The sequence below is a fragment of the Micromonospora sp. NPDC085948 genome, from assembly GCF_040686315.1.
In the GTDB taxonomy this organism is placed as follows: Bacteria; Actinomycetota; Actinomycetes; order Mycobacteriales; family Micromonosporaceae; genus Micromonospora.
In genome coordinates this window covers 368,062-387,395 of sequence record NZ_JBFBJW010000004.1, presented here as the reverse complement: position 1 = coordinate 387,395, position 19,334 = coordinate 368,062, and the positions used below count along the sequence as shown (strand labels likewise).

Annotated in this window: 22 protein-coding genes; 5 read left to right on the top strand and 17 right to left on the bottom strand. The window is 70.4% G+C overall.

What is annotated here, in order from left to right; translation table 11 throughout:
- Positions 1-107: 107 nt before the first annotated feature.
- From AB0O48_RS14260 to AB0O48_RS14220, 9 genes are all read right to left on the bottom strand, one after another.
- Complete coding sequence (locus AB0O48_RS14260) at positions 108-485, bottom strand: metalloregulator ArsR/SmtB family transcription factor (protein WP_030332125.1); 378 nt, start codon at positions 483-485, stop codon at positions 108-110.
- Positions 486-542: 57 nt separating this feature from the next.
- A complete protein-coding gene (pyrE, locus tag AB0O48_RS14255) occupies positions 543-1,082 on the bottom strand; it encodes an orotate phosphoribosyltransferase (protein ID WP_365065657.1) in 540 nt (179 codons plus the stop codon).
- Positions 1,083-1,251: 169 nt separating this feature from the next.
- Complete coding sequence (locus AB0O48_RS14250) at positions 1,252-2,061, bottom strand: SDR family oxidoreductase (RefSeq protein ID WP_357243424.1); 810 nt, start codon at positions 2,059-2,061, stop codon at positions 1,252-1,254.
- 11 nt (positions 2,062-2,072) lie between these two features.
- Entirely contained in the window at positions 2,073-2,741 is a 669-nt protein-coding gene (locus AB0O48_RS14245) for a hypothetical protein (RefSeq protein ID WP_365065650.1), read from the bottom strand.
- Positions 2,742-2,813: 72 nt separating this feature from the next.
- On the bottom strand, positions 2,814-3,572 hold the full coding sequence (locus AB0O48_RS14240; RefSeq protein ID WP_357243419.1) for a hypothetical protein: 759 nt from the start codon (positions 3,570-3,572) through the stop codon (positions 2,814-2,816).
- A 90-nt stretch (positions 3,573-3,662) separates the two neighbouring features.
- Positions 3,663-4,259, bottom strand: a complete 597-nt coding sequence (locus AB0O48_RS14235; RefSeq protein WP_357243416.1) for a DUF4178 domain-containing protein — start codon at positions 4,257-4,259, stop codon at positions 3,663-3,665.
- Between the two features lie 172 nt (positions 4,260-4,431).
- Complete coding sequence (locus tag AB0O48_RS14230) at positions 4,432-4,812, bottom strand: hypothetical protein (RefSeq protein WP_357571663.1); 381 nt, start codon at positions 4,810-4,812, stop codon at positions 4,432-4,434.
- Positions 4,813-4,925: 113 nt separating this feature from the next.
- Positions 4,926-7,517 carry an ATP-dependent chaperone ClpB gene (gene clpB / locus AB0O48_RS14225; RefSeq protein WP_357571662.1) on the bottom strand — a complete coding sequence of 864 codons (2,592 nt, stop codon included), beginning with the start codon at positions 7,515-7,517 and terminating at the stop codon, positions 4,926-4,928.
- 85 nt (positions 7,518-7,602) lie between these two features.
- The gene (locus AB0O48_RS14220) at positions 7,603-8,247 is read right to left on the bottom strand and encodes a helix-turn-helix domain-containing protein (RefSeq protein WP_357243407.1); all 645 of its coding nucleotides are present in this window, start codon (positions 8,245-8,247) and stop codon (positions 7,603-7,605) included.
- A gap of 85 nt (positions 8,248-8,332) precedes the next feature.
- Between AB0O48_RS14220 and AB0O48_RS14215 the strand changes: the two genes are divergently transcribed.
- Positions 8,333-9,469 carry an epoxide hydrolase gene (locus AB0O48_RS14215; protein WP_365065643.1) on the top strand — a complete coding sequence of 379 codons (1,137 nt, stop codon included), beginning with the start codon at positions 8,333-8,335 and terminating at the stop codon, positions 9,467-9,469.
- A gap of 170 nt (positions 9,470-9,639) precedes the next feature.
- Here AB0O48_RS14215 and AB0O48_RS14210 read toward each other — a convergent pair whose 3' ends face one another.
- Positions 9,640-9,903, bottom strand: coding sequence for a hypothetical protein (locus AB0O48_RS14210; protein ID WP_365065640.1), 264 nt, complete (start codon positions 9,901-9,903; stop codon positions 9,640-9,642).
- A 278-nt stretch (positions 9,904-10,181) separates the two neighbouring features.
- On the opposite strand from AB0O48_RS14210, the gene AB0O48_RS14205 reads away from it, so the two are divergent.
- Positions 10,182-10,400 carry a winged helix-turn-helix domain-containing protein gene (locus tag AB0O48_RS14205; protein WP_357243398.1) on the top strand — a complete coding sequence of 73 codons (219 nt, stop codon included), beginning with the start codon at positions 10,182-10,184 and terminating at the stop codon, positions 10,398-10,400.
- Positions 10,401-10,458: 58 nt separating this feature from the next.
- On the opposite strand, the gene AB0O48_RS14200 is transcribed toward AB0O48_RS14205, so the two are convergent.
- Entirely contained in the window at positions 10,459-11,556 is a 1,098-nt protein-coding gene (locus AB0O48_RS14200) for a hypothetical protein (RefSeq protein ID WP_365065637.1), read from the bottom strand.
- A gap of 30 nt (positions 11,557-11,586) precedes the next feature.
- Between AB0O48_RS14200 and AB0O48_RS14195 the strand changes: the two genes are divergently transcribed.
- Both AB0O48_RS14195 and AB0O48_RS14190 read left to right on the top strand, forming a co-directional pair.
- Entirely contained in the window at positions 11,587-12,087 is a 501-nt protein-coding gene (locus AB0O48_RS14195) for a TrkA C-terminal domain-containing protein (protein WP_357243392.1), read from the top strand.
- Between the two features lie 5 nt (positions 12,088-12,092).
- On the top strand, positions 12,093-13,307 hold the full coding sequence (locus tag AB0O48_RS14190; RefSeq protein WP_357243389.1) for a cation:proton antiporter: 1,215 nt from the start codon (positions 12,093-12,095) through the stop codon (positions 13,305-13,307).
- On the opposite strand, the gene AB0O48_RS14185 is transcribed toward AB0O48_RS14190, so the two are convergent.
- Positions 13,296-13,754 carry a GNAT family N-acetyltransferase gene (locus AB0O48_RS14185; RefSeq protein ID WP_357243386.1) on the bottom strand — a complete coding sequence of 153 codons (459 nt, stop codon included), beginning with the start codon at positions 13,752-13,754 and terminating at the stop codon, positions 13,296-13,298. The two genes, AB0O48_RS14190 and AB0O48_RS14185, sit on opposite strands and share 12 nt — an antisense overlap.
- A gap of 172 nt (positions 13,755-13,926) precedes the next feature.
- Between AB0O48_RS14185 and AB0O48_RS14180 the strand changes: the two genes are divergently transcribed.
- Complete coding sequence (locus tag AB0O48_RS14180) at positions 13,927-14,358, top strand: hypothetical protein (RefSeq protein WP_357243383.1); 432 nt, start codon at positions 13,927-13,929, stop codon at positions 14,356-14,358.
- A gap of 126 nt (positions 14,359-14,484) precedes the next feature.
- Here AB0O48_RS14180 and AB0O48_RS14175 read toward each other — a convergent pair whose 3' ends face one another.
- The 5 genes from AB0O48_RS14175 to dnaK all read right to left on the bottom strand — a co-directional run bounded on the left by AB0O48_RS14175 (position 14,485) and on the right by dnaK (position 19,224).
- Positions 14,485-14,679, bottom strand: a complete 195-nt coding sequence (locus AB0O48_RS14175; RefSeq protein ID WP_357373274.1) for a hypothetical protein — start codon at positions 14,677-14,679, stop codon at positions 14,485-14,487.
- 137 nt (positions 14,680-14,816) lie between these two features.
- The gene (locus AB0O48_RS14170; RefSeq protein ID WP_030332087.1) at positions 14,817-15,257 is read right to left on the bottom strand and encodes a helix-turn-helix transcriptional regulator; all 441 of its coding nucleotides are present in this window, start codon (positions 15,255-15,257) and stop codon (positions 14,817-14,819) included.
- 30 nt (positions 15,258-15,287) lie between these two features.
- A complete protein-coding gene (dnaJ, locus tag AB0O48_RS14165; protein ID WP_357243377.1) occupies positions 15,288-16,469 on the bottom strand; it encodes a molecular chaperone DnaJ in 1,182 nt (393 codons plus the stop codon).
- Positions 16,470-16,554: 85 nt separating this feature from the next.
- Positions 16,555-17,313, bottom strand: a complete 759-nt coding sequence (grpE, locus tag AB0O48_RS14160; protein ID WP_365065629.1) for a nucleotide exchange factor GrpE — start codon at positions 17,311-17,313, stop codon at positions 16,555-16,557.
- 48 nt (positions 17,314-17,361) lie between these two features.
- Positions 17,362-19,224: a molecular chaperone DnaK gene (gene dnaK, locus AB0O48_RS14155; RefSeq protein WP_357243371.1), complete on the bottom strand. Its 1,863-nt coding sequence runs from the start codon at positions 19,222-19,224 to the stop codon at positions 17,362-17,364.
- Between the last annotated feature and the right edge of the window lie 110 nt (positions 19,225-19,334).

The following is a 19,334-nucleotide window of genomic DNA, read 5'->3' as shown; positions in this document are numbered from 1 at the left end:
CTCCGGCGGTGCGGCCGGGGACGAGCACAGGTGTTACCCACCGATGGCGCCACCCCTGGCTCGCCACCGGACGCCGTCCCGGCGCGGGACGGCGTTTGCTGCCTACGTCAGCGGGCCTTCTTGGTGGCCCGCTTACGCGGCGGGGTCAGCAGGTCGGCGATCGTCGCGATCGCACTCGGGACCAGGCTGTAGTACGCCCAGACACCGCGCTTCTCCCGCTGCAGCAAGCCCGCCTCGGTGAGGATACGCAGGTGATGACTGACCGTCGGCTGAGAGAGGCCGAGCGGCGCCGTCAGGTCACAGACGCACGCCTCGCCCTCGGGGGCCGACTGGATCAGGCTGAGCAGCCGCAACCGAGCAGGATCCGCAAGGGCCTTGAGGACCCCGGCGAGACGCTCGGCATCGGCACGTTCGATCGGCTCGCCGTTAAGCGGCGAGATCTGAGGCATAGTCATTTCGGCCAACGCAGTTCCCACGTATTCCATCCTTCCACCAGCAGCATCGATCCGCCTGCATATCAGCAGATCCGAATCGGTAAACTTTTACGCCACAAGGCCAAGGTCAGCCAACGTATAGGCCGCCCGGTAAGGCAATCCGGCGGCTCGCACCGCGTCGCCGGCGCCTCGATCAACAATAACCGCCACGCCCACGACTTCCGCCCCGGCCTCGCGAAGCGCCTCGACAGCGGTCATCACACTTCCGCCCGTCGTGGACGTATCCTCCACCGCCAACACCCGGCGGCCGGCCACCTCCGGTCCCTCGATCCGCCGCTGCAGACCGTGTGCCTTGCCCGCCTTGCGCACCACAAAGGCGTCCAGGGCACGGCCAGTCGGAGCAGCGGCGTGCAGCATCGAGACCGCGACGGGATCCGCGCCCAGGGTGAGGCCGCCAACAGCGGCGAAATCCCAGTCGGCGGTGAGGTCGAGCAACACCCGGCCGACCAGAGGAGCGGCCTGGTGATGGAGCGTGACGCGCCGCAGATCCACGTACCAGTCTGCCTCACGCCCCGAGGAGAGCACGACCCGCCCGTGGACCACGGCCAGGTCGGTAATGAATTTACGCAGGTCGTCGTGGTCCCCCATGGCGATAGAGGTTACTGCGCAAGTCTGAACGGTGTGTGCGGGGTCCACCCTGACCAGCCCGGCGAGGCACCGATGGTTGGCGATGTTCGACTACGCTCAGCGACTGTCCTGACAGCGGCGCGCCAACGTCTCCGCACCGGCCACCGGAGGCCGGCGGGTCGGTCGGGGCTCAGTGGTCGTCGCGACCGATCCGGCCGCGGGTGTCCCGGGCGACCGCCTGGAGCAGCCGACGCGGCGCATGCCGCATGCCGGCGACGGCCACCTTGTACTTCCATGCCGGGACACTGACCATCTTGCCTTTGCGCAGGTCACGCAGGGCTTCGTCGACCACATCCTCGGCCCGCAGCCACAGCCACTCGGGCGTCTTCGACATGTTGATGCCGGCCCGCTGGTGGAACTCGGTGCGGGTGTAGCCGGGGCAGAGGGCCATCACCCGGACCCCGAACGGCCGGGCGGACAGGCCGACGGACTCGCTGAAGTTGGTGACCCACGCCTTGCTGGCCGAGTACGTCGAACCGGGCATCGCCGCACCGAACCCAGCAACCGAAGAGACATTTATCACTGCCCCATTTCGGCGTTCGGTCATCGGTCGCAACGCCGCCAGGGTCAGCCGCATGACCGCGTGCACGTTGAGCCGCAACAGGCGCGCCTCGTCCTCCGCGGTGGACCGCAGGAACGATTTGTTCAGGCTGATCCCGGCGTTGTTGACCAGAAGGTGCACGGGACCGCCGTCGGCGAGCCGTTGCTCCACGATGGCGCACCCGTCGTCGGTGGACAGATCCGCGGGGATCGTCTCCACCTCGCGGCCGTGGGCGGAACCCAACTCGCCGGCCACCTCGGCCAACCGGGCCGCGTCGCGGGCGACGAGCACCAAGTGCCAACCGTCGGCGGCCAGCCGCCGGGCGAACGCCGCGCCGATACCGGCGGTGGCCCCGGTGATCAGAGCCCGACGCTCGGCAGTCGTGGGGTCGAGCGGCACGGGGGCGGTCCTCACCTGGGCGGGTACGGGGGCGCGGGCGGCGCCGATGGCGGGTGGAACGGGGCGGACGTGAACGCGGGTGGCGCGGATGGTGGCGTCGGCGGCGCGGCCGAGCGGCGGTGACCGAACCAGGCGTTCGCCGCCGGCAGGGCCAGCAGCACGGCTACTACAAGGTAACCGAGCACCTGCCCGACGGAAAGCCCGGCGTTGAGCGGGATCCACCAGGACGGGTAGGCGTCCCCGATCAGGCCCAGCAACTCGGCGAGAGCCTGGTCGTCGGCACCCAGTTGCAGTGGCGCGGCTCGTTCACCGATGAGCACCGCCACGCTGCAACAGCCGCCGAGCACACCGAGCCCACTGACCACCCAGGTGGCCACGCGGGCGCCGTTTCGCGCCGCCAGCAACCCGAGGGCCAGGGCGGCGAGCACCGGCGCGGAGAGCGCCGCCACCACCGCCGACAGCACGGCGGACGCGCGCAGCAGGGTCACCACGTCGTCGATCTGCTCCGGGCTGGCCGAGGTGTCCCGGGCGGCGGAACGGAACGCGTCGACAGTCCCGCCCAACACCACCAGGTCGACCACGGTGTAGACGAGCGCGATCACCGCCATCACCCACAGCACGGTTGCGGCCGACAGGACGACGGCGGGCCGGCGGGCCGATGCCGATTCGGGGTACGACACGACGAATCCCTCCGGTAGGCGTCGGGTTGCAACCTACTCGGAGGGATCGTCGACGTCGTGCTTACCGGGCCGTCAACTCGTGGGTGGTGGGTTTGACCCGGGCCGATCCCCGGGCGGCGTGTCGTCCGGCCGGTTCGCCGGCGGCGGGTAGCTCGGCTCGCCACTTGACGGGTAGCCCGGCTCACCGGACGACTGCGGGTAGCCGGGCTGACCCGGGGTCTGCGGGGCACCCGGGTAGCTGGTGCCCGGGGTCGGCGGCTCCCAGGCCGCGGTGGCCTTGCGGAAGAACGGGTGGGCCTTCGGAAGCGCCAGCAGGATCAGCGCGGTGACAAGCGCGATCAGGCTGAGCACACCGAGCAGCAGGCTGACCGGGGTGACCCAGTCGGGCAGGGCCTCGTCCAGGCGGCGCTGGATCTCGTCGGGGCTGGGTCCGTCGCCGGTGTCGCCACCGGTGTTGAAACCGCCGCTCGCGTTGCTGAGCAGGCCACCGCCCACGCAGCAGACCAGGATGCCACCGACGATCCAGGTGGTGATCCGGGCGCCGTTGCGGCCCTGGTTGTTGAACAGGGCCAGGACGCCCAGCACGACCGCGAGCAGCAGCAGCAGGATGCCGCCGCCGATGCCGATGGCGACGAAGACATCGGCCACCTGGTCGCCGTCGACGCTGCTGTCCGCGTACGCGTCACGGAGCGCGTCACGCGTCTTGCCGAAGGTGGTGAGCGAGATGATCAGCGTGATCACCTGGAGCGCCAGGAACAGGTAGATCAGGTAACTGGAGATCGACACAACTGATGGCCGCTGACGGGCCGGCGTGCTCTGGGAATCGACCATGATTCTCCTTCCCTCAGATCGCCCACACCGTATCGGCAACCGGCCGTTTCGGCATGCCGTGGCGGGCCGGCACGCCCACCCGGCCCGGGCTCAGCGCTCGCCGGATCGGGGCAGGATCGTCAGGTCAGCGGGGTCCAGCAGGTCACCGCGGGCCACTCGCCAACCCTCTTCGCCGTACGCCTCGAAGGAGAGCCGCGCCGCGCCGCCGGACTGGTAGTCGTGATAGCGCATCGTCCCTGCCGACGGCAGCCCGACCTCCTCGGTCGCGGTGTAGCGCGCCTGCCCCGTCTCGGCCCAGGTGTAGCGCCGCCGGCCGAGGTCGATGGTCGGGGCACCCGGGGTGACGCTCGCGCCCGGCTCAGCCGTCCAGAGCACCAGCTCCAGTTCGGGGCCGTCCTCCACGGAGAGCCGGTAGCGGGTGCCGGAGTCGTCGTCGAGGAGGTGCTGCACCCAGCTCCAGTCCCCCTCGACGAGGCGGATGGTGCCGCTCACCGCGTACTCCCGATCGCGGATCCGCACGCGGTCGCCCAGGCCCAGGCGAAGGGGGTCGCCGCGCCGCGACTCCGCCGTGGCGTCCGACGACCGCCCGCCCGGCCGGGTCGACCGCCGGGTCCGCACGGCGACGACGATGACGACCGCCGCGAGTACGGCAAGCGCCACCACCAGGTACGTCACTGACCTGCCCACCCGACCATCTCCCCAGGTACCTCGGCGCAGACGGTAACAATCCTCGGCTCCGGTGCGACCCGTACCGTGACCGACAGCTCAGCTACCGACGGCAGTCGCGGCGTCGCCTGTTGTGCACGATCGCACTGTGGACGGCCGGGTGGGCGGTGGTTCGTCCGTGTCCGCAGATGGATCAAGATGTGGCGAGCCGTTGGCTGGCGTAGTTGCCAAGGGTCTCGCGGTCCATCACACAGCCGACGAATGTGGTGAACTCGCTCGGGTCGTCCCGCAGCGAGGTCCAGGCCGCTCGGGCCGCCGCCGGGTCGACCCGCTCCAGCAGCGTGGCCGCGTACGCCCGGCCGGCGGGTGTGCCGTCGGCCAGCACACGGTCGAGCTGCCGGCGGACCTCGTCGGGGTGGTCGTCGACGGCCGCGGAAACCCGCTCGTACGCCAACGTCACCGGCAGCACCTGACCAGCGAGCCCCACGCCACCGAAGGCAAGCGTGTCAGCCGTGACCAACTCGTCGACGGCCGCGTCAAGCTCCCGCTCCCACTTCTTCCCAATCCCAAACATGCCCCAACCCTTTCCCCGTCCACGCCACCGCCACCCAGTTGACCATGAGGTTATTGCCACGACACGCCGGCGCGGCGAGCGACAACCTCATGATCAACGTCGATGGGTGGGGGTTAGGCCGGGGTTACCGAGAGGGTGTTGGGCTGGGTGTTCAGGTCTACCTTGACCGTCTGGCCGTCGCGGATCTGGCCGGACAGCAGGGCCTTTGCCAGTTGGTCGCCGATCGCCGTCTGGACCAGCCTGCGCAGCGGGCGGGCTCCGTAGATCGGGTCGTAGCCGTGCTCGGCGAGCCACTGACGGGCGGACTCGGTGATGTCCAGGCCGAGCCTGCGGTCGGCCAGCCGCCGCCGCATCCGGTCCAGCTGGATGTCGACGATGGTCCGCAGGTCGTCCCCACGCAGCGAGGCGAAGACCACGATGTCGTCCAGCCGGTTGAGGAACTCCGGCTTGAAGTGCGACCGGACCACGGCCAGGACACCCTCCCGACGCTGCTCGTCGGCGAGCGTCAGGTCACCGATCACCGACGACCCGAGGTTGGACGTGAGGATCAGGATCGCGTTGCGGAAGTCCACCGTACGGCCCTGACCGTCGGTGAGCCGGCCGTCGTCGAGCACCTGGAGCAGCACGTCGAAGACGTCCGGGTGGGCCTTCTCCACCTCGTCGAGCAGGATCACCGAGTACGGCCGACGACGCACCGCCTCGGTGAGCTGGCCACCCTCGTTGTAGCCGACGTAGCCGGGCGGGGCACCCACCAGGCGGGCGACCGAGTGCTTCTCGCCGTACTCGCTCATGTCGATGCGGACCATCGCCCGCTCGTCGTCGAAGAGGAACTCGGCGAGCGCCTTGGCCAGCTCCGTCTTGCCGACGCCGGTGGGGCCGAGGAAGAGGAAGCTGCCGGTCGGGCGGTCCGGGTCGGCGATACCGGCCCGGGCACGGCGTACCGCGTCGGAGACCGCGCCGACGGCCTCGCCCTGGCCGACCACCCGGCCGCCCAGCGACTCCTCCATCCGCAGCAGCTTGGCCGTCTCGCCTTCGAGCAGACGGCCGGCGGGGATGCCGGTCCAGGAGGCGACCACCGCGGCGATGTCGTCCGCGCCGACCTCCTCCTTGAGCATCGCGCCGTCGGCCTGAAGCTGGGCCAGCTCCTCCTCGGCCTGCTTCAGCTCGACCTTGAGGGCGGGGATCCGGCCGTAGCGCAGCTCGGCGGCGCGCTCCAACTCACCGTCGCGCTCGGCCCGCTCGGCCTCGCCGCCGAGACGTTCCAGCTCCTCCTTGGCGGTGGAGAGCTTGGTGATGTGGCTCTTCTCCGTCTGCCAGCGCTCGGAGAGCACGGTGAGCTGCTCGCGCTTGTCGGCCAGTTCCTTGCGCAACCGCTCCAACCGCTCGGCTGAGGCCGCGTCCGGCTCCTTGGCCAGCGCCATCTCCTCGATCTCCAGCCGGCGGACCGCCCGCTCGATCTCGTCCACCTCGACCGGCCGGGAGTCGATCTCCATCCGGAGCCGGGACGCGGACTCGTCGACCAGGTCGATCGCCTTGTCCGGCAGGAACCGGTCGGTGATGTAGCGGTCCGACAGGGTGGCGGCGGCGACGAGCGCGGCGTCGGTGATCCGTACGCCGTGGTGCACCTCGTAGCGCTCCTTGAGCCCGCGCAGGATGCCGATGGTGTCCTCGATCGTCGGCTCGCCGACAAGCACCGGCTGGAAACGGCGCTCCAGCGCCGGGTCCTTCTCGATGTGCTCGCGGTACTCGTCGAGCGTGGTCGCGCCCACCATCCGCAGCTCACCACGGGCCAGCATCGGCTTGAGCATGTTGCCGGCGTCCATCGAGCCCTCGCCCTTGCCGGCGCCGACGACCGTGTGCAGCTCGTCGAGGAAGGTGATGACCTGCCCGTTGGAGTTCTTGATCTCCTCCAGGACGGACTTCAGCCGCTCCTCGAACTGGCCGCGGTACTGCGCGCCGGCGACCATCGCGCCGAGGTCCAGCGAGATCAGCTTCTTGTCGCGCAGCGACTCGGGCACGTCGCCGGTGACGATCCGCTGGGCGAGGCCCTCGACGATCGCGGTCTTGCCGACGCCGGGCTCGCCGATCAGCACCGGGTTGTTCTTCGTCCGCCGGGAGAGCACCTGGATGACCCGGCGGATCTCGGCGTCGCGACCGATCACCGGGTCGATCTTGCCGTCCCGGGCGCTGGCGGTGAGGTCGACGCCGTACTTGGTCAGGGCCTGGTAGGTCTGCTCCGGGTCGGCGGTGGTGACCCGGCGGTCGCCACCGCGGACCGTCGGGAACGCCGCGACCAGGGCTTCCTCGGTGGCACCGGCGGTCTTCAGCGCACCGGACACCGCGCCACCCACCCGGGCCAGGCCGGCGAGCAGGTGCTCGGTGGACGTGTACTCGTCGCCCAACGGGCGGGCGATCTGCTCGGCGGCGCCGATGGCGTTGACGAACTCCCGAGCCAACGTGGGCTCGGCGATGCTCGAACCGCGGGCGGCCGGCAGGGCGTCGACCGCGCGCTGGGCGGCCCGGCGCAGCTCGGCGGGGTCGGCCCCGACGGCGCGCAACAGACCGGTGGCGGTCGAGCCATCGGTGTCCAGGAGTGACAGCAGCAGGTGCCAGGGCTCCACGGTGGCGTGGCCACGCTGGTTGGCCAGCGCGACAGCGCCGGTGATGGTCTCGCGGCTCTTGGTGGTGAGTCTTTCGGTGTTCATGGGCTCCCCCGGATCGGCGTTGTCCACTGAGAAGGACACAACCAGAGTTGAGCGTATTCCGCTCAACCTTAGCGCGTGACGCCCATCACCCCCGAGGACGCCACCGCCAGTCGAACTCCCCGGCCGCCGGGGCCGGGCCGGGCAGCGGGTCCGCGTCCGGCACCGACGACAGACCGGCCAGCAGCACCGCGAGCTGACGGCGGCGCAACTGCCCGGTCCGCTCCGGATCGGGTACGCGCACCGCCGCGCACGACTCCAACAGCAACCCCAGATCGTGTACGACCGCGTCGGGGCGCAGCCGCCCGCTGGCGCGGGCCCGTTCGAACAGGGCGGCGGCCAACTCGCCGGCGCGCATCGCGTCCCGACCCATCTCCTCGGTCGGCGTGAAGGTGCCGGCCAGGTGGACGGTGAGCGAGTGCACGTCGGCGTCGACCACCCGGGTCAGGAAGCCGGTGAACGCGGCCCAGCCGTCCGGCTCGGCGAGGGCGGCCTCGGCCTCGGCGACGTACCTGCGCAACCCGTCGTGGCAGAGCTGACGCAGCAGGTCCTCCTTGCCCGCGTACCGCCGGTAGAGCGCGCTGATGCCCACGCCCGCGCGGTCGGCGACGGCGGCGATCGGGGCCTTCGGGTCGTCGAGGAAGACGGCGCGCGCGGCTTCGAGGATGACCTCGTCGTTGCGGGCGGCCTGGGCGCGGCGACCGCCCAGCATCCTGCCGGAAGTCGTTGACATGCCCTCAGCCTAACAGTGGAACGGATCGTTCCGCTCTGCTACTGTGATTGCAGAACGAAACATTCCGTTCCGAAGGAGTTCCGGCATGAGCGACACCGCGATCCGCCCGTTCCGCGTCGAGATCCCGCAGTCCGACCTCGACGACCTGGCCGCCCGGCTCGGCCGCACGATCTGGCCCGCCGAACTGCCCGGCACGGGTGACGCCTACGGGATGAGCACCGACCGGGTGCGCACTCTCGTCGACCGGTGGCGGGGCGGGTTCGACTGGCGGGCCGTCGAGGACCGGCTGAACGCCCACCCCCAATTCGTCACCGAGATCGACGGCGAGCAGATCCACTTCCTGCACGTCCGGTCGTCCCGCCCGGACGCCACAGCGCTGGTGCTCACCCACGGCTGGCCCGGCTCGGTCCTGGAATACCTGGACGTCATCGCCCCGCTCACCGAGCCCAGTGACCCGGCCGCGCCCGCCTTCCACCTGGTCATCCCGTCGCTGCCCGGCTTCGGCTTCTCCGGACCCACCCGCAGCGCCGGCTGGAACCGCTTCCGCACCGCCCGCGCCTGGGCCGAGTTGATGAACCGCCTGGGGTACGACAGCTACGGCGCGGTCGGCAACGACGCCGGCTCGATGGTCGCGCCGGAGGTGGGCCGGATCGACCGCGAACACGTCCTCGGCGTCCACGTCACCCAACTCTTCTCGTTCCCCTCCGGCGACCCGGCCGAGTTCGCCGGCCTCTCCGAGGCGGATCAGGCCGCGCTCGGGCACCTCCAGTGGTTCTACGAGAACAAGTTCTCCTTCAACCAGGTGCACAGCCAGCAGCCGCAGACCCTGGCGTACGCGCTGGCCGACTCCCCGGTGGGGCTGCTCGCCTGGAACGCGCAACTCTTCGACGAGAGCCTGGACGCCGACTTCGTCCTGGCCAACGTGGCCCTCTACTGGTTCACCGGCACGGCCGCCTCGGCGATCCGGCTCTACTGGGAGGACGCGCACGCCGGCGAGCCGCCGACCGAGCCGACCACCGCACCGACCTCGCTCGCCATGTTCCCCGGCGACTTCCAGTCCATCCGCCGCTTCGCCGAGCGGGACCACGCGAACATCGTCAGGTGGACGGCGTACGAGACGGACGTCGAGGGCCGGGGCGACGTCGGCGGTCACTACGCCGCCCACCAGGCCACCGATGTCCTGGTCGCCGACCTCCGCGAGTTCTTCGCCAGCCTCCGCTGACCACGGCGTGCCCAACTGCCCGCGCCCGCGCTGCCGGCGCGGGCACCGGCACGCCTGGCCCCGGCGCCCGGCGCGGTTGATCCACTCGGCTTTCCGGAAGTCGCGGTATCCGGGCCACCAGAACACCGCGACATCATGAAAACCGAGTTGATCACGATCTTGTACGCCCCCTAAGGGCCGATTCGCCGGGGCAACCGGGCGGAGCACGGGGTTTCGTGATCGGCGCGGAGCACGCAACGAGGGCCACCATCCAGCCGCCGGTCGCAGAAGACCCAGTGCCGTACCCCCTGGTCTTCGTCGGCCGAGACGGTGATCCCGCCAAGGTCGATCCGGGCAAGGAAGGCCAGCGACCGACCGGCGGTCCGCCCCAGCATCTTGGCCCGGGCCAGGTCGGGCGCGGATATCGGCAGGTGAATGACGAACCGCTCGCTCATCGCCGCTGCACCAGGTCGGGCATGGCTGGTGATCCTCTCTCACTGCGGGTCGCTGGCACGGCCGTCCACCCGGGGGAGCGCCCGGCCGTGCCAGCACTATGCGGACGACCCAGGCCGAGAGGCCGGTTGCCTACCAGGCTTTCCGCATCCCGAGTGCCCGCCCGGTCAACATACAATGCAAAGCATTGTAGGACAAGTAGTGACCATGCTTAGCACGCGAAGTGTTGGTCGCCCGGCCAACCGCATGGGAGGATCTTGGGGCCTACCAGGAGTTGCCCATGCCCCGAGTTTCGGACCGCCAACGCATCGCGCAGGACATCCGCGACAAGATCGCTTCCGGCGAGTACGCGCCCGGCGACAAGCTGCCGTCGTTGCGCGAGATGATCGCGCACTATGGCGTTTCCGCCGAGCCGGTCCGCTCGGCCCTGTTGATTCTGCAAGCCGAGGGCCTGATCGAAGGCCACCAAGGCAAGGGCACGTACGTGGCCGAGAAGTAGATCTTGGCGCGAAAGTGCCCCTGGAGGGGCCGGATTCCTCCAAGATCTCTGGGGGTCGTCAGGACTTGTCGAGGTTGATCTCCGTCCAGCGGCGCTCGGCGACCTGGCCGACGCCGAGCAGGATGTCACCGTCCCCGCCGGCGGCCACGATCGTGCCGTCGGTGAGCACCGACACGTTTCGGTCGGGGCCGATCGGCCAGAGCAGATTGGTGTAGCGACCGTCCCCGACCGTGCCTGTACCCGTACCCGCCGAGCTGGTCACCGCGAGCAGCCCGCCGCCGATCGGCGCGACGGATTGGATGTGCGGCGGATGCCCCTCGGCGCGGATCGGATCCCACCCTCGGCCCAGTCGCCAGAGCGCCGGAAAGGACCTGCGATCCGGCCGCTCCCCGACCAGCCATGCCGTCCCGTCCCGATCGACCACGGCCCGTAGGACGCCGACCGGCCCGTCGGGTGCCGGCACCGGGGTCTGCTGCCAGCTCCGCCCCCGGTCGAACGAGACCGCCGCGTACGGCTTCCCGTCCTTCTCCCCGGCCGCGACCACCAGCGGGCCGTCGCCCGCGTCGACCGTGTTCATTGCGGGTAGGCGCGGCTGTGTGGCGAGCGGGCGCAGCCGCTGACCGTCCCACTCGCCGACCTGACCACTGCCCTCGATCAACTGGAATCGACCCTGGGCGCCGAGCCACTGCGGCGGTGGCCCGTCCAGCGTGTGCGTGAACGAGGTACCGCCGTCGGTCGAGGTCCACCAGCCGTGCGGCTCACTCCACAGCGTCAGCACCCCCGGGGCGGCGTAGAGCTGGTGGTTCTCCGCCGCCGGATGGGGATGCCGCAACTCCCGCCAGGACCGTCCGCCGTCATCGGTGGCGAAGATCCACGCCGGGCAGTCGTCGCCGGGCGGCGGCTCGCCGCAGTTGGCGAAGAGGGCGTAGCCGTGCTCGGCGTCGACGAACTCGACGTACGGCGGGTCGTACCGTTGCGGGACGGCGACCCGGACGCGGCGGACCTCTGCGACGGCGGCCGATGGGGACGGCGTGGCGACGGCCGCCCGGGACGATGGTTCGGTCGGCGGATTTCGGCGGATGTCGCCGATCGAACACCCAGCCAGCAGGGGTACGAGCAGCAGCCCCACTGCCCGACCCGACCTCCGTCCGATCATCGGCGTCTCCGAAGCGGTAGCCTTGCCCGGGTGCGAGTACGTGTGGAACAGATTGCCCTACCCGGCATCGGAGTGCGTCACGATCTGGTGACCGAATCCGGCCGTCGGCTCGGCGTGGTTTCCCATCGCAACGGTCGTCGTGACCTTGTGCTCTACGACCCCGACGATCCCGACTCCTGCCAGGCGGACATCCCGCTGACCGACGACGAGGCTGAGGCGCTGGCCGACATCCTCGGCGCGTCGCTGATGCTCGGTCAGCTGTCCGGGCTGCGTGAGCAGGCCGCCGGTCTGCTCACCGAGCAGATCGCCATCACGGCCGGCTCGCCGTACGTCAACCGCAAGCTCGGCGACACCAAGGCGCGTACCCGCACCAGCGCCTCCATCGTGGCGGTCCTGCGCGAAGGCGAAGTGATCGTTTCGCCACTCCCCTCCTTCCGCTTCGCGGCCGGCGACGTGGTGGTCGTTGTCGGGACCCGTAGAGGTCTCGACGGCGTCTCCGCCATCCTCGCCGACAGTGACCCGGACGGCTGAGGCGGATGCACGATTTCACCACGCTGCTCATCGAAGTCGGTGCGCTGCTGCTGCTGCTCGGGCTCCTCAGCCGGCTCAGCCGGCGTTTCGGCCTCTCTCCCATCCCCCTCTACCTGCTCGCCGGGCTCGCGTTCGGGCACGGCGGGCTGCTGCCGTTGGACGCCAGCGAGGAGTTCTTCGCCGTCGGCGCCGAGATCGGCGTGATCCTGCTGCTGGTGATGCTCGGCCTGGAGTACTCGGCCAACGAGTTGGTCGGCAACCTGCGCTCGGCGGCACCGGCAGGGCTGATCGACGGCGTGCTCAACGCGCTACCCGGCGCGGGGTTCGCCCTGCTGCTCGGCTGGGACTGGGTCGCCGCCCTGGTGCTCGGCGGCATCACCTGGGTCTCCTCCTCCGGCGTGATCGCGAAGGTCCTCGCCGACCTGGGCCGGCTCGGTAACCGGGAAACCCCGGTGATCCTCTCGGTGCTGGTCATCGAGGACCTGGCGATGGCCCTCTACCTGCCGCTCGTCACCGCCGTACTGGCCGGCACCGGCCTGCTCGGTGGCGGGATCGCGCTCACCGTCGCGGTGGGCACGGTGCTGATCGTCCTGGTGGTCGCCATCAGGTACGGCCACCTGATCTCGTCCGCCCTGTCGGCGAAGGACCCGGAGGCGCTGCTGCTCGGCGTACTCGGTCTGACGTTGCTGATCGCCGGCCTCGCCGCGTCGCTCCAGGTGTCGGCGGCGGTCGGCGCGTTCCTGGTCGGCATCGCCCTCTCCGGCCCGGTGGCGCACCACGCCACCGAATTGCTCTCGCCCCTGCGGGACCTGTTCGCCGCGGTGTTCTTCGTCTTCTTCGGCCTGACCACCGACCCGCAGGACATTCCGCCGGTGCTGCTGCCGGCACTCGCCCTGGCCGTGGTCACCATGGCGACGAAGACGCTCACCGGCTACCTCGCCGCCCGCCGGGTCGGCATCGCGGAACCCGGTCGATGGCGGGCCGGCCTGGCACTCGTCCCTCGCGGCGAGTTCTCCATCGTCATCGCCGGCCTCGCGGTGGCCGCCGGGAGCGTCGAGCCGCGGTTGGCGGCGCTGGCCGCGACGTACGTCCTGATCACGGTGGTGACCGGGCCGATCCTCGCCCGGCTGCCGGACTTCCCGTGGTTCAAGCGGTGGCTGCGTACCCGCGCGGCGGCCCAGCGGCGGGAGTCGACCCCGGTCGTCGACTCACTGCACTGAGCTCCACCTGAACGCCGCGGCCGCGTGGGTCGCTCCTTCGCGGAGGTAGAAGCGATGGGCCTCGGTTCGTGCGAGGCCGGACTCCAGGAAGACGTAGTCGGCACCCTGTTCGTGCGCCCAGGCCCGGGCCGCTGCCAGGAGGCGGGAGCCGACACCCCGGGAACGCCACCCGGGGTGCACGGCGAGATCCTCGATCGACGCCCGACGGCCGAAGCGCACCGAAAGGATGTCCACGTAGACGCTGGCCACGCCGACGAGCTGGCCCTCCTCCGATCGCGCTTCGAGGAGCGCGACGTCGTCGTGGGCGAGTACCTGCGCGGTGCGCTCGACGGCGCGGTCGCGGTCCCAATCAGCGGGACGGCGACCGGGAGGGGCGAAAAGCCACTCCAGCCCCGTGACGAACTCGGCCTCGGCACCCCGCTGTAACCGTCGAACGTGGATTGTCATGCAAGCATCATCGGCAGCGCTGTCGATGCCGTGAACCCGACCATGCCAACGGTTGCGGAATTGCTCCTCGCGGGTACTACCGCAGCAGGCCACGGCGGGTTACCGTTTCGCCCCAGCAGCCACGGTCCGCAGGCAGCGTTGCCACACGCGGCCGAGAGCGGAAGGTTGGCCGGTGAGCGTGCAGGAGTCGACGTTCCACGGCTTCGCCAACCCCGTCGATCCGAGTCCGGCGGAGTTGCGAGCTTGGGCGTACAAGCCCGATTCGGTGCCGTTGGCTTCGATGCCACCCGACTGGGACCTGCTGGTCTCCGGTGACCGGCTGGTGCTGACACTCTTCGAGTTGGCGATGGACCAGACCTGCCCGGCCCGGCGTTTCGCCCTGCACTGCCTCTACATCTATGCGGCCGACGGCATCCGGACGAACTTCCGCGCCCACCCCAAGCGCCGCTTCCGCAAGCTCGTCGAGCAGGCCGAGCGGGACGGCGACGAGCTGATGAAGATCTGGGCGCACAACGGGCGGGTGCTGCTGGCCCGCCCGGACCTCTTCGTCTACCGGGAGTGGTGCGAGGGCGGCCTGGTCCGCGAGAACCGCCGCCTCGGCTGAGCTGCGTCTTCTAAAACGGCGAACGGGCCGGGACCCCCACCCTGGCATCACCGCCTCCCGGCCCGCACTCTGACGGCGAACGGGCCGGGACCCCCCGTGGGTCCCGGCCCGTACGTCGGTCACCGGTCAGTCCTGCTTGCGTTCAGTTTCGGCTCGGCTCCGGTCGCCGCCGTGGTCGCCCTGTTCGGCGAACCGGCCCTCGACGATCCGGTCCCGGTAGGTCCCCTCGGTCACCTTGTCGAACTTCTTGCGGACGGTCTCGGCCAGGTCTTCCAACCGATCTTCCGTCTGCTGGGCGACCTTCTTCGCCGGTTCCGCCATCGCTCCCCCTCGCCATGCCGGTAGGTCCGTATTAAGCCGATTGGACCCGTATCAACAGGCTAACCGAAGCGGCCCGGACCGCGCCGGGGAATCCGGTGCGGTCCGGGCCGAGAAGACAGCTCCGGATGTGCGGCAGGTCAACGATCGGGAGTACGACGGGGTCGCCACACCACAAGCGCGGTGGACGTGCGATTGGTCGGCACGAGATCCCGTCCCGGAAAGCGGGCGAGTGATTCCAGCTCGGCCACCCGTCGGTACGCGGCGTCCAGCTCCGCCTCCAGTCGGGCCACCCGCTGCTGCGCCTGCTCCAACAGCCGCTCCAGCCCGATGATCCGCTTGACGCCGGCCAGGTTGATCCCGTCGTCCTGACTGAGCCGCTGCACCTCGCGCAGCAGCACCACGTCACGGACGCTGTACCGACGTCCGCCACCAGCAGCCCGGCCGGGCTGCACCAGCCCCAGCCGGTCGTACTGGCGCAGGGTCTGCGGGTGCATCCCCGCCATTCGAGCCGCAACCGAGATCATCAGCACCTTGGCCTCGTAGGCAGGGTCACCCGAACCGAGGAACTCGCCCGACATCCCGCTCACCTCCGCGTCCCTTCCACCGGACTAACTGACCCGACGCACCCGAGCCTCGAGATGTTCCCGGGCCGCTGGCGGGCTCTGCTCGGCGAACGCCTCCAGTGCGGTGCGCGCCTCGTCGGACAACCGGGCCGGCACCACCACGTCCAGCGTGACCAGCAGGTCGCCGGCCTGCCCGTCGCGGCGGACCACACCCTTGCCCCGGGCGCGCAGCACCCGCCCGCTGGGCGTCCCGGGCGGGACCCGCAGGGTCACCGCGCCGTCGAGCGTGGGCACCCGCAGGTCCGTGCCGAGCACGGCCTCCGCGAAAGTGATCGGCACGCTCAGCGTCAGGTCGTCACCGGTACGCCCGAACAGCTCGTCCGGCCGAACCTTGACGTGCACGAACAGGTCACCGGCCGGGCCGCCGCGCTCGCCTGGCTCACCGCGCCCGGTCAGCCGGATGCGCTGACCGTCGGCCACGCCGGCCGGGAAGCGCACGTTCATGGTGCGCGTCTTGGTGACCCCACCGCTGCCGTGGCACTCGGGGCACTTCTCCTCGACCACCGTGCCGACACCCTGACAGTTGCGGCACGGTTCGGAGAAACTGAACGACCCCTGGTTGCGGGTGGTCACGCCGGCACCGTGGCAGACCGGGCAGGTCCGTGGCTGGGTGCCGGGCTTGGCCCCGTTGCCGTTGCAGGTCTCGCAGACGCCCGGCGCCCGCAGTGTCAGGGGCAGCGTCACCCCGCGCACCGCGTCGCCGAAGTCCAGTGCCACCTCGGTCTCCACGTCCCGGCCACGGCCCGGACCGCGGGGCGCCGCCTGCCCACCGCCCTGACCGCCACTGAAGATCGAGCTGAACAGGTCCTGGAAGCCGGCGCCGCCGAAGCGACGATCGCCGGCCCCGCCGCCGCCGAACATGTCGGAGACGTCGAAGGGCATGCCGCCCGGCTGACCCGCGCCGCGGGCGTTGCGCCGGAACGCGCCCGAGCCGAACAGCGAGCGCATCTCGTCGTACTCGCGGCGACGGCCGGAGTCCGAGAGCACGTTGTACGCCTCGGACGCGGCCTTGAACCGCTCCTCCGCCTTGGCGTCGCCCGGGTTGTGGTCCGGGTGCGACTCCCGGGCCACCTTGCGGTACGCCTTCTTGATGTCATCCGCGGAGGAGGCCTTGTCCACGCCGAGCACGGCGTAGAAGTCCTTCTCGATCCAGTCCTTGGAACTCACCGGTCCACCCCCTCTCGACCGTCGCGGCCCGGCCGTCCCGCCCACCGCGGTGCGGTGGGCGGGACGGCCCGGTCACTGCTTCGCACTATTCCGGGTCCGCGACCGCGACCAGCGCGGGGCGCAGCAGCCGCTCACCGAGCTGGTAGCCGCGCCGCATGACCTGCACGCAGGTCGGCTCGGTGACCTCGGCCGAGGTCTGGTGCGCGACCGCCTCGTGGCGCGTCGGGTCGAACGGGTCGCCCTGTTCGCCGAAGGCGTTCAGGCCGAACTTGCCCAGCGCGGTGGTGAGCTGTTCCGCCACCGTGCCGAACGGCCCGACCAGGTCGCCGTGTTCCCGAGCCCGGTCCAGGTCGTCGAGGATCGGCAGCAGCGCGGCAAGCACCGAACCGGTCGCCTGCTCCTGCACCAGGTTGCGGTCGCGGTCGACCCGCTTGCGGTAGTTGGCGTACTCCGCCGACACCCGCTGCACGTCCCGGGTCCGCTCGTCCAACTCGGCCCGGAGCGCCTCCATCTCGGCGCCGAGCGACGTGCCCGTGCCGGCGCCGTCAACCGGCTGCGCCGGGGCGTCCACCACCGGCGGACCGGACGGCTCCGGACCATCGGTGGAGTTGACCTCGACCTCGATCTCGTCGACCACGACCTCGGCGTCCTCGACCAGACCCTCGGCCGGCACACCGGTCTCCGCGTCGGCGGCGGTGCCCTCCGGCTCCGCCGTGTCGACGAGCTTGCGCTTGTTGCGGATGACGACCCGCTCCCCGTCGCCGGTGGTCGGCTCCGTGGGCGCGGAGCCACCCGGCGTCGACCCGGTGTCGCCCGGGTCGGCGGCTCGTGGCTTCTGCGTCATGCGGCTACCTCATCCCCTTCGCCGTGAACAGGTGTCGGAGGCTGACGGTCACTTCTTGCCGTCCTCGTCCACGATTTCCGCGTCGACCACGTCGTCGGCACCGCCGGACTGCGGGCCGGGCTGTGCGCCGGTCGCACCCGGGCCGGCCTCGCCACCCGGCTGCTGACCCTGCTCGGCCTGCTGCGAGTAGAGCAGCGAACCGGCCTCCTGGGAGACCTTCGCCAGCTTCTCGTGGGCGGACTTGATCTTCTCGATGTCCTGACCGCCGAGGGCGCCGCGCAGCTCGCCGAGGGCCTCGTTGAGCTGCTCCCGGTTCTCACCGGGCAGCTTGTCGCCGCTCTCGGCGAGGAACTTCTCGGTCTGCCACTGGAGCGCCTCGGCCACGTTGCGAGCCTCGGCGTCGTCGCGGCGACGCTTGTCCTCCTCCGCGTGCTCCTCCGCGTCCCGGCGCATCCGCTCGATGTCGTCCTTCGGCAGCGAGGAGCCACCGGTGATCGTCATCTTCTGTTCCTTGCCGGTGCCCAGGTCCTTGGCGTGCACGTTGACGATGCCGTTGGCGTCGATGTCGAAGGCGACCTCGATCTGCGGCACGCCGCGCGGCGCCGGCGGGAGGCCGGTCAGCTCGAAGGTGCCGAGCTTCTTGTTGTAGGCCGCGATCTCCCGCTCACCCTGGAAGACCTGGATCAGCACCGACGGCTGGTTGTCGTCCGCCGTGGTGAAGACCTCGGAGCGCTTGGTGGGGATGGTGGTGTTGCGCTCGATCAGCTTGGTGAAGATGCCACCCTTGGTCTCGATGCCCAGGCTCAGCGGGGTCACGTCGAGCAGCAGGACGTCCTTGACCTCACCCTTGAGCACACCGGCCTGGAGGGCGGCGCCGACGGCGACGACCTCGTCCGGGTTGACGCCCTTGTTGGGGTCGCGACCGGTGAGCTGCTTGACCAGGTCGGTCACGGCGGGCATCCGGGTCGAACCGCCGACCAGGATGACGTGCTCGACGTCGGAGATCTTGATCCCCGCGTCCTTCACGGCCTGCTCGAACGGACCCTTGCAGCGGTCCAGCAGGTCCTGCGTCATCCGCTGGAACTCGGCGCGGCTGAGCGTCACGTCGAGGTGCAGCGGGCCGGCCGCGCCGGCGGTGATGTACGGCAGGTTGATGTTGGTGGTGGTGGCGGCGGACAGCTCGATCTTGGCCTTCTCGGCAGCCTCACGGAGGCGCTGGAGGGCCATCTTGTCCTGACCGAGGTCGATGCCGTGCTCACCACGGAACGTCTTGACCAGGTGGTCGATGATCCGCTGGTCCCAGTCGTCGCCGCCGAGGTGGTTGTCACCGCTCGTCGACTTGACCTCGATGACGCCCTCGGCCAACTCCAGCAGCGACACGTCGAAGGTGCCGCCGCCGAGGTCGAAGACCAGGACGGTCTGCTCCTTGGAGCCCTTGTCCAGCCCGTACGCCAGGGCGGCCGCGGTCGGCTCGTTGACGATCCGCAGCACGTTGAAGCCGGCGATCTCGCCAGCCTCCTTGGTGGCCTGGCGCTGGCTGTCGTTGAAGTAGGCCGGAACGGTGATCACCGCGTCGGTGATCTGCTCGCCCAGGTACGCCTCGGCGTCCCGCTTGAGCTTCATCAGCGTCCGGGCCGAGATCTCCTGGGGGGTGTACTTCTTGCCGTCGATGTCGACGGACCAGTTCGTGCCGACCTCGCGCTTGACCGAGCGGATCGTCCGGTCCGGGTTGGTCACTGCCTGGCGCTTGGCGACCTCACCGACGAGCACCTCACCGTTGCGGGCGAACGCGACGATCGACGGGGTCGTCCGCGAGCCCTCAGCGTTGGCGATGACGGTGGGCTCACCGCCCTCGAGAACGCTGACGCAGGAGTTCGTCGTGCCGAGGTCGATACCGACCGCACGTGCCATCTTCGCTTCCTCGCTTCATAAGGTTGTGCAGGTGACGGGCGTCGCCCGTGGGCTAATGGCGAGCACCGCCCGCAGCGGGCCCCACCACAAGTTGAGTGAACTTGACTCAA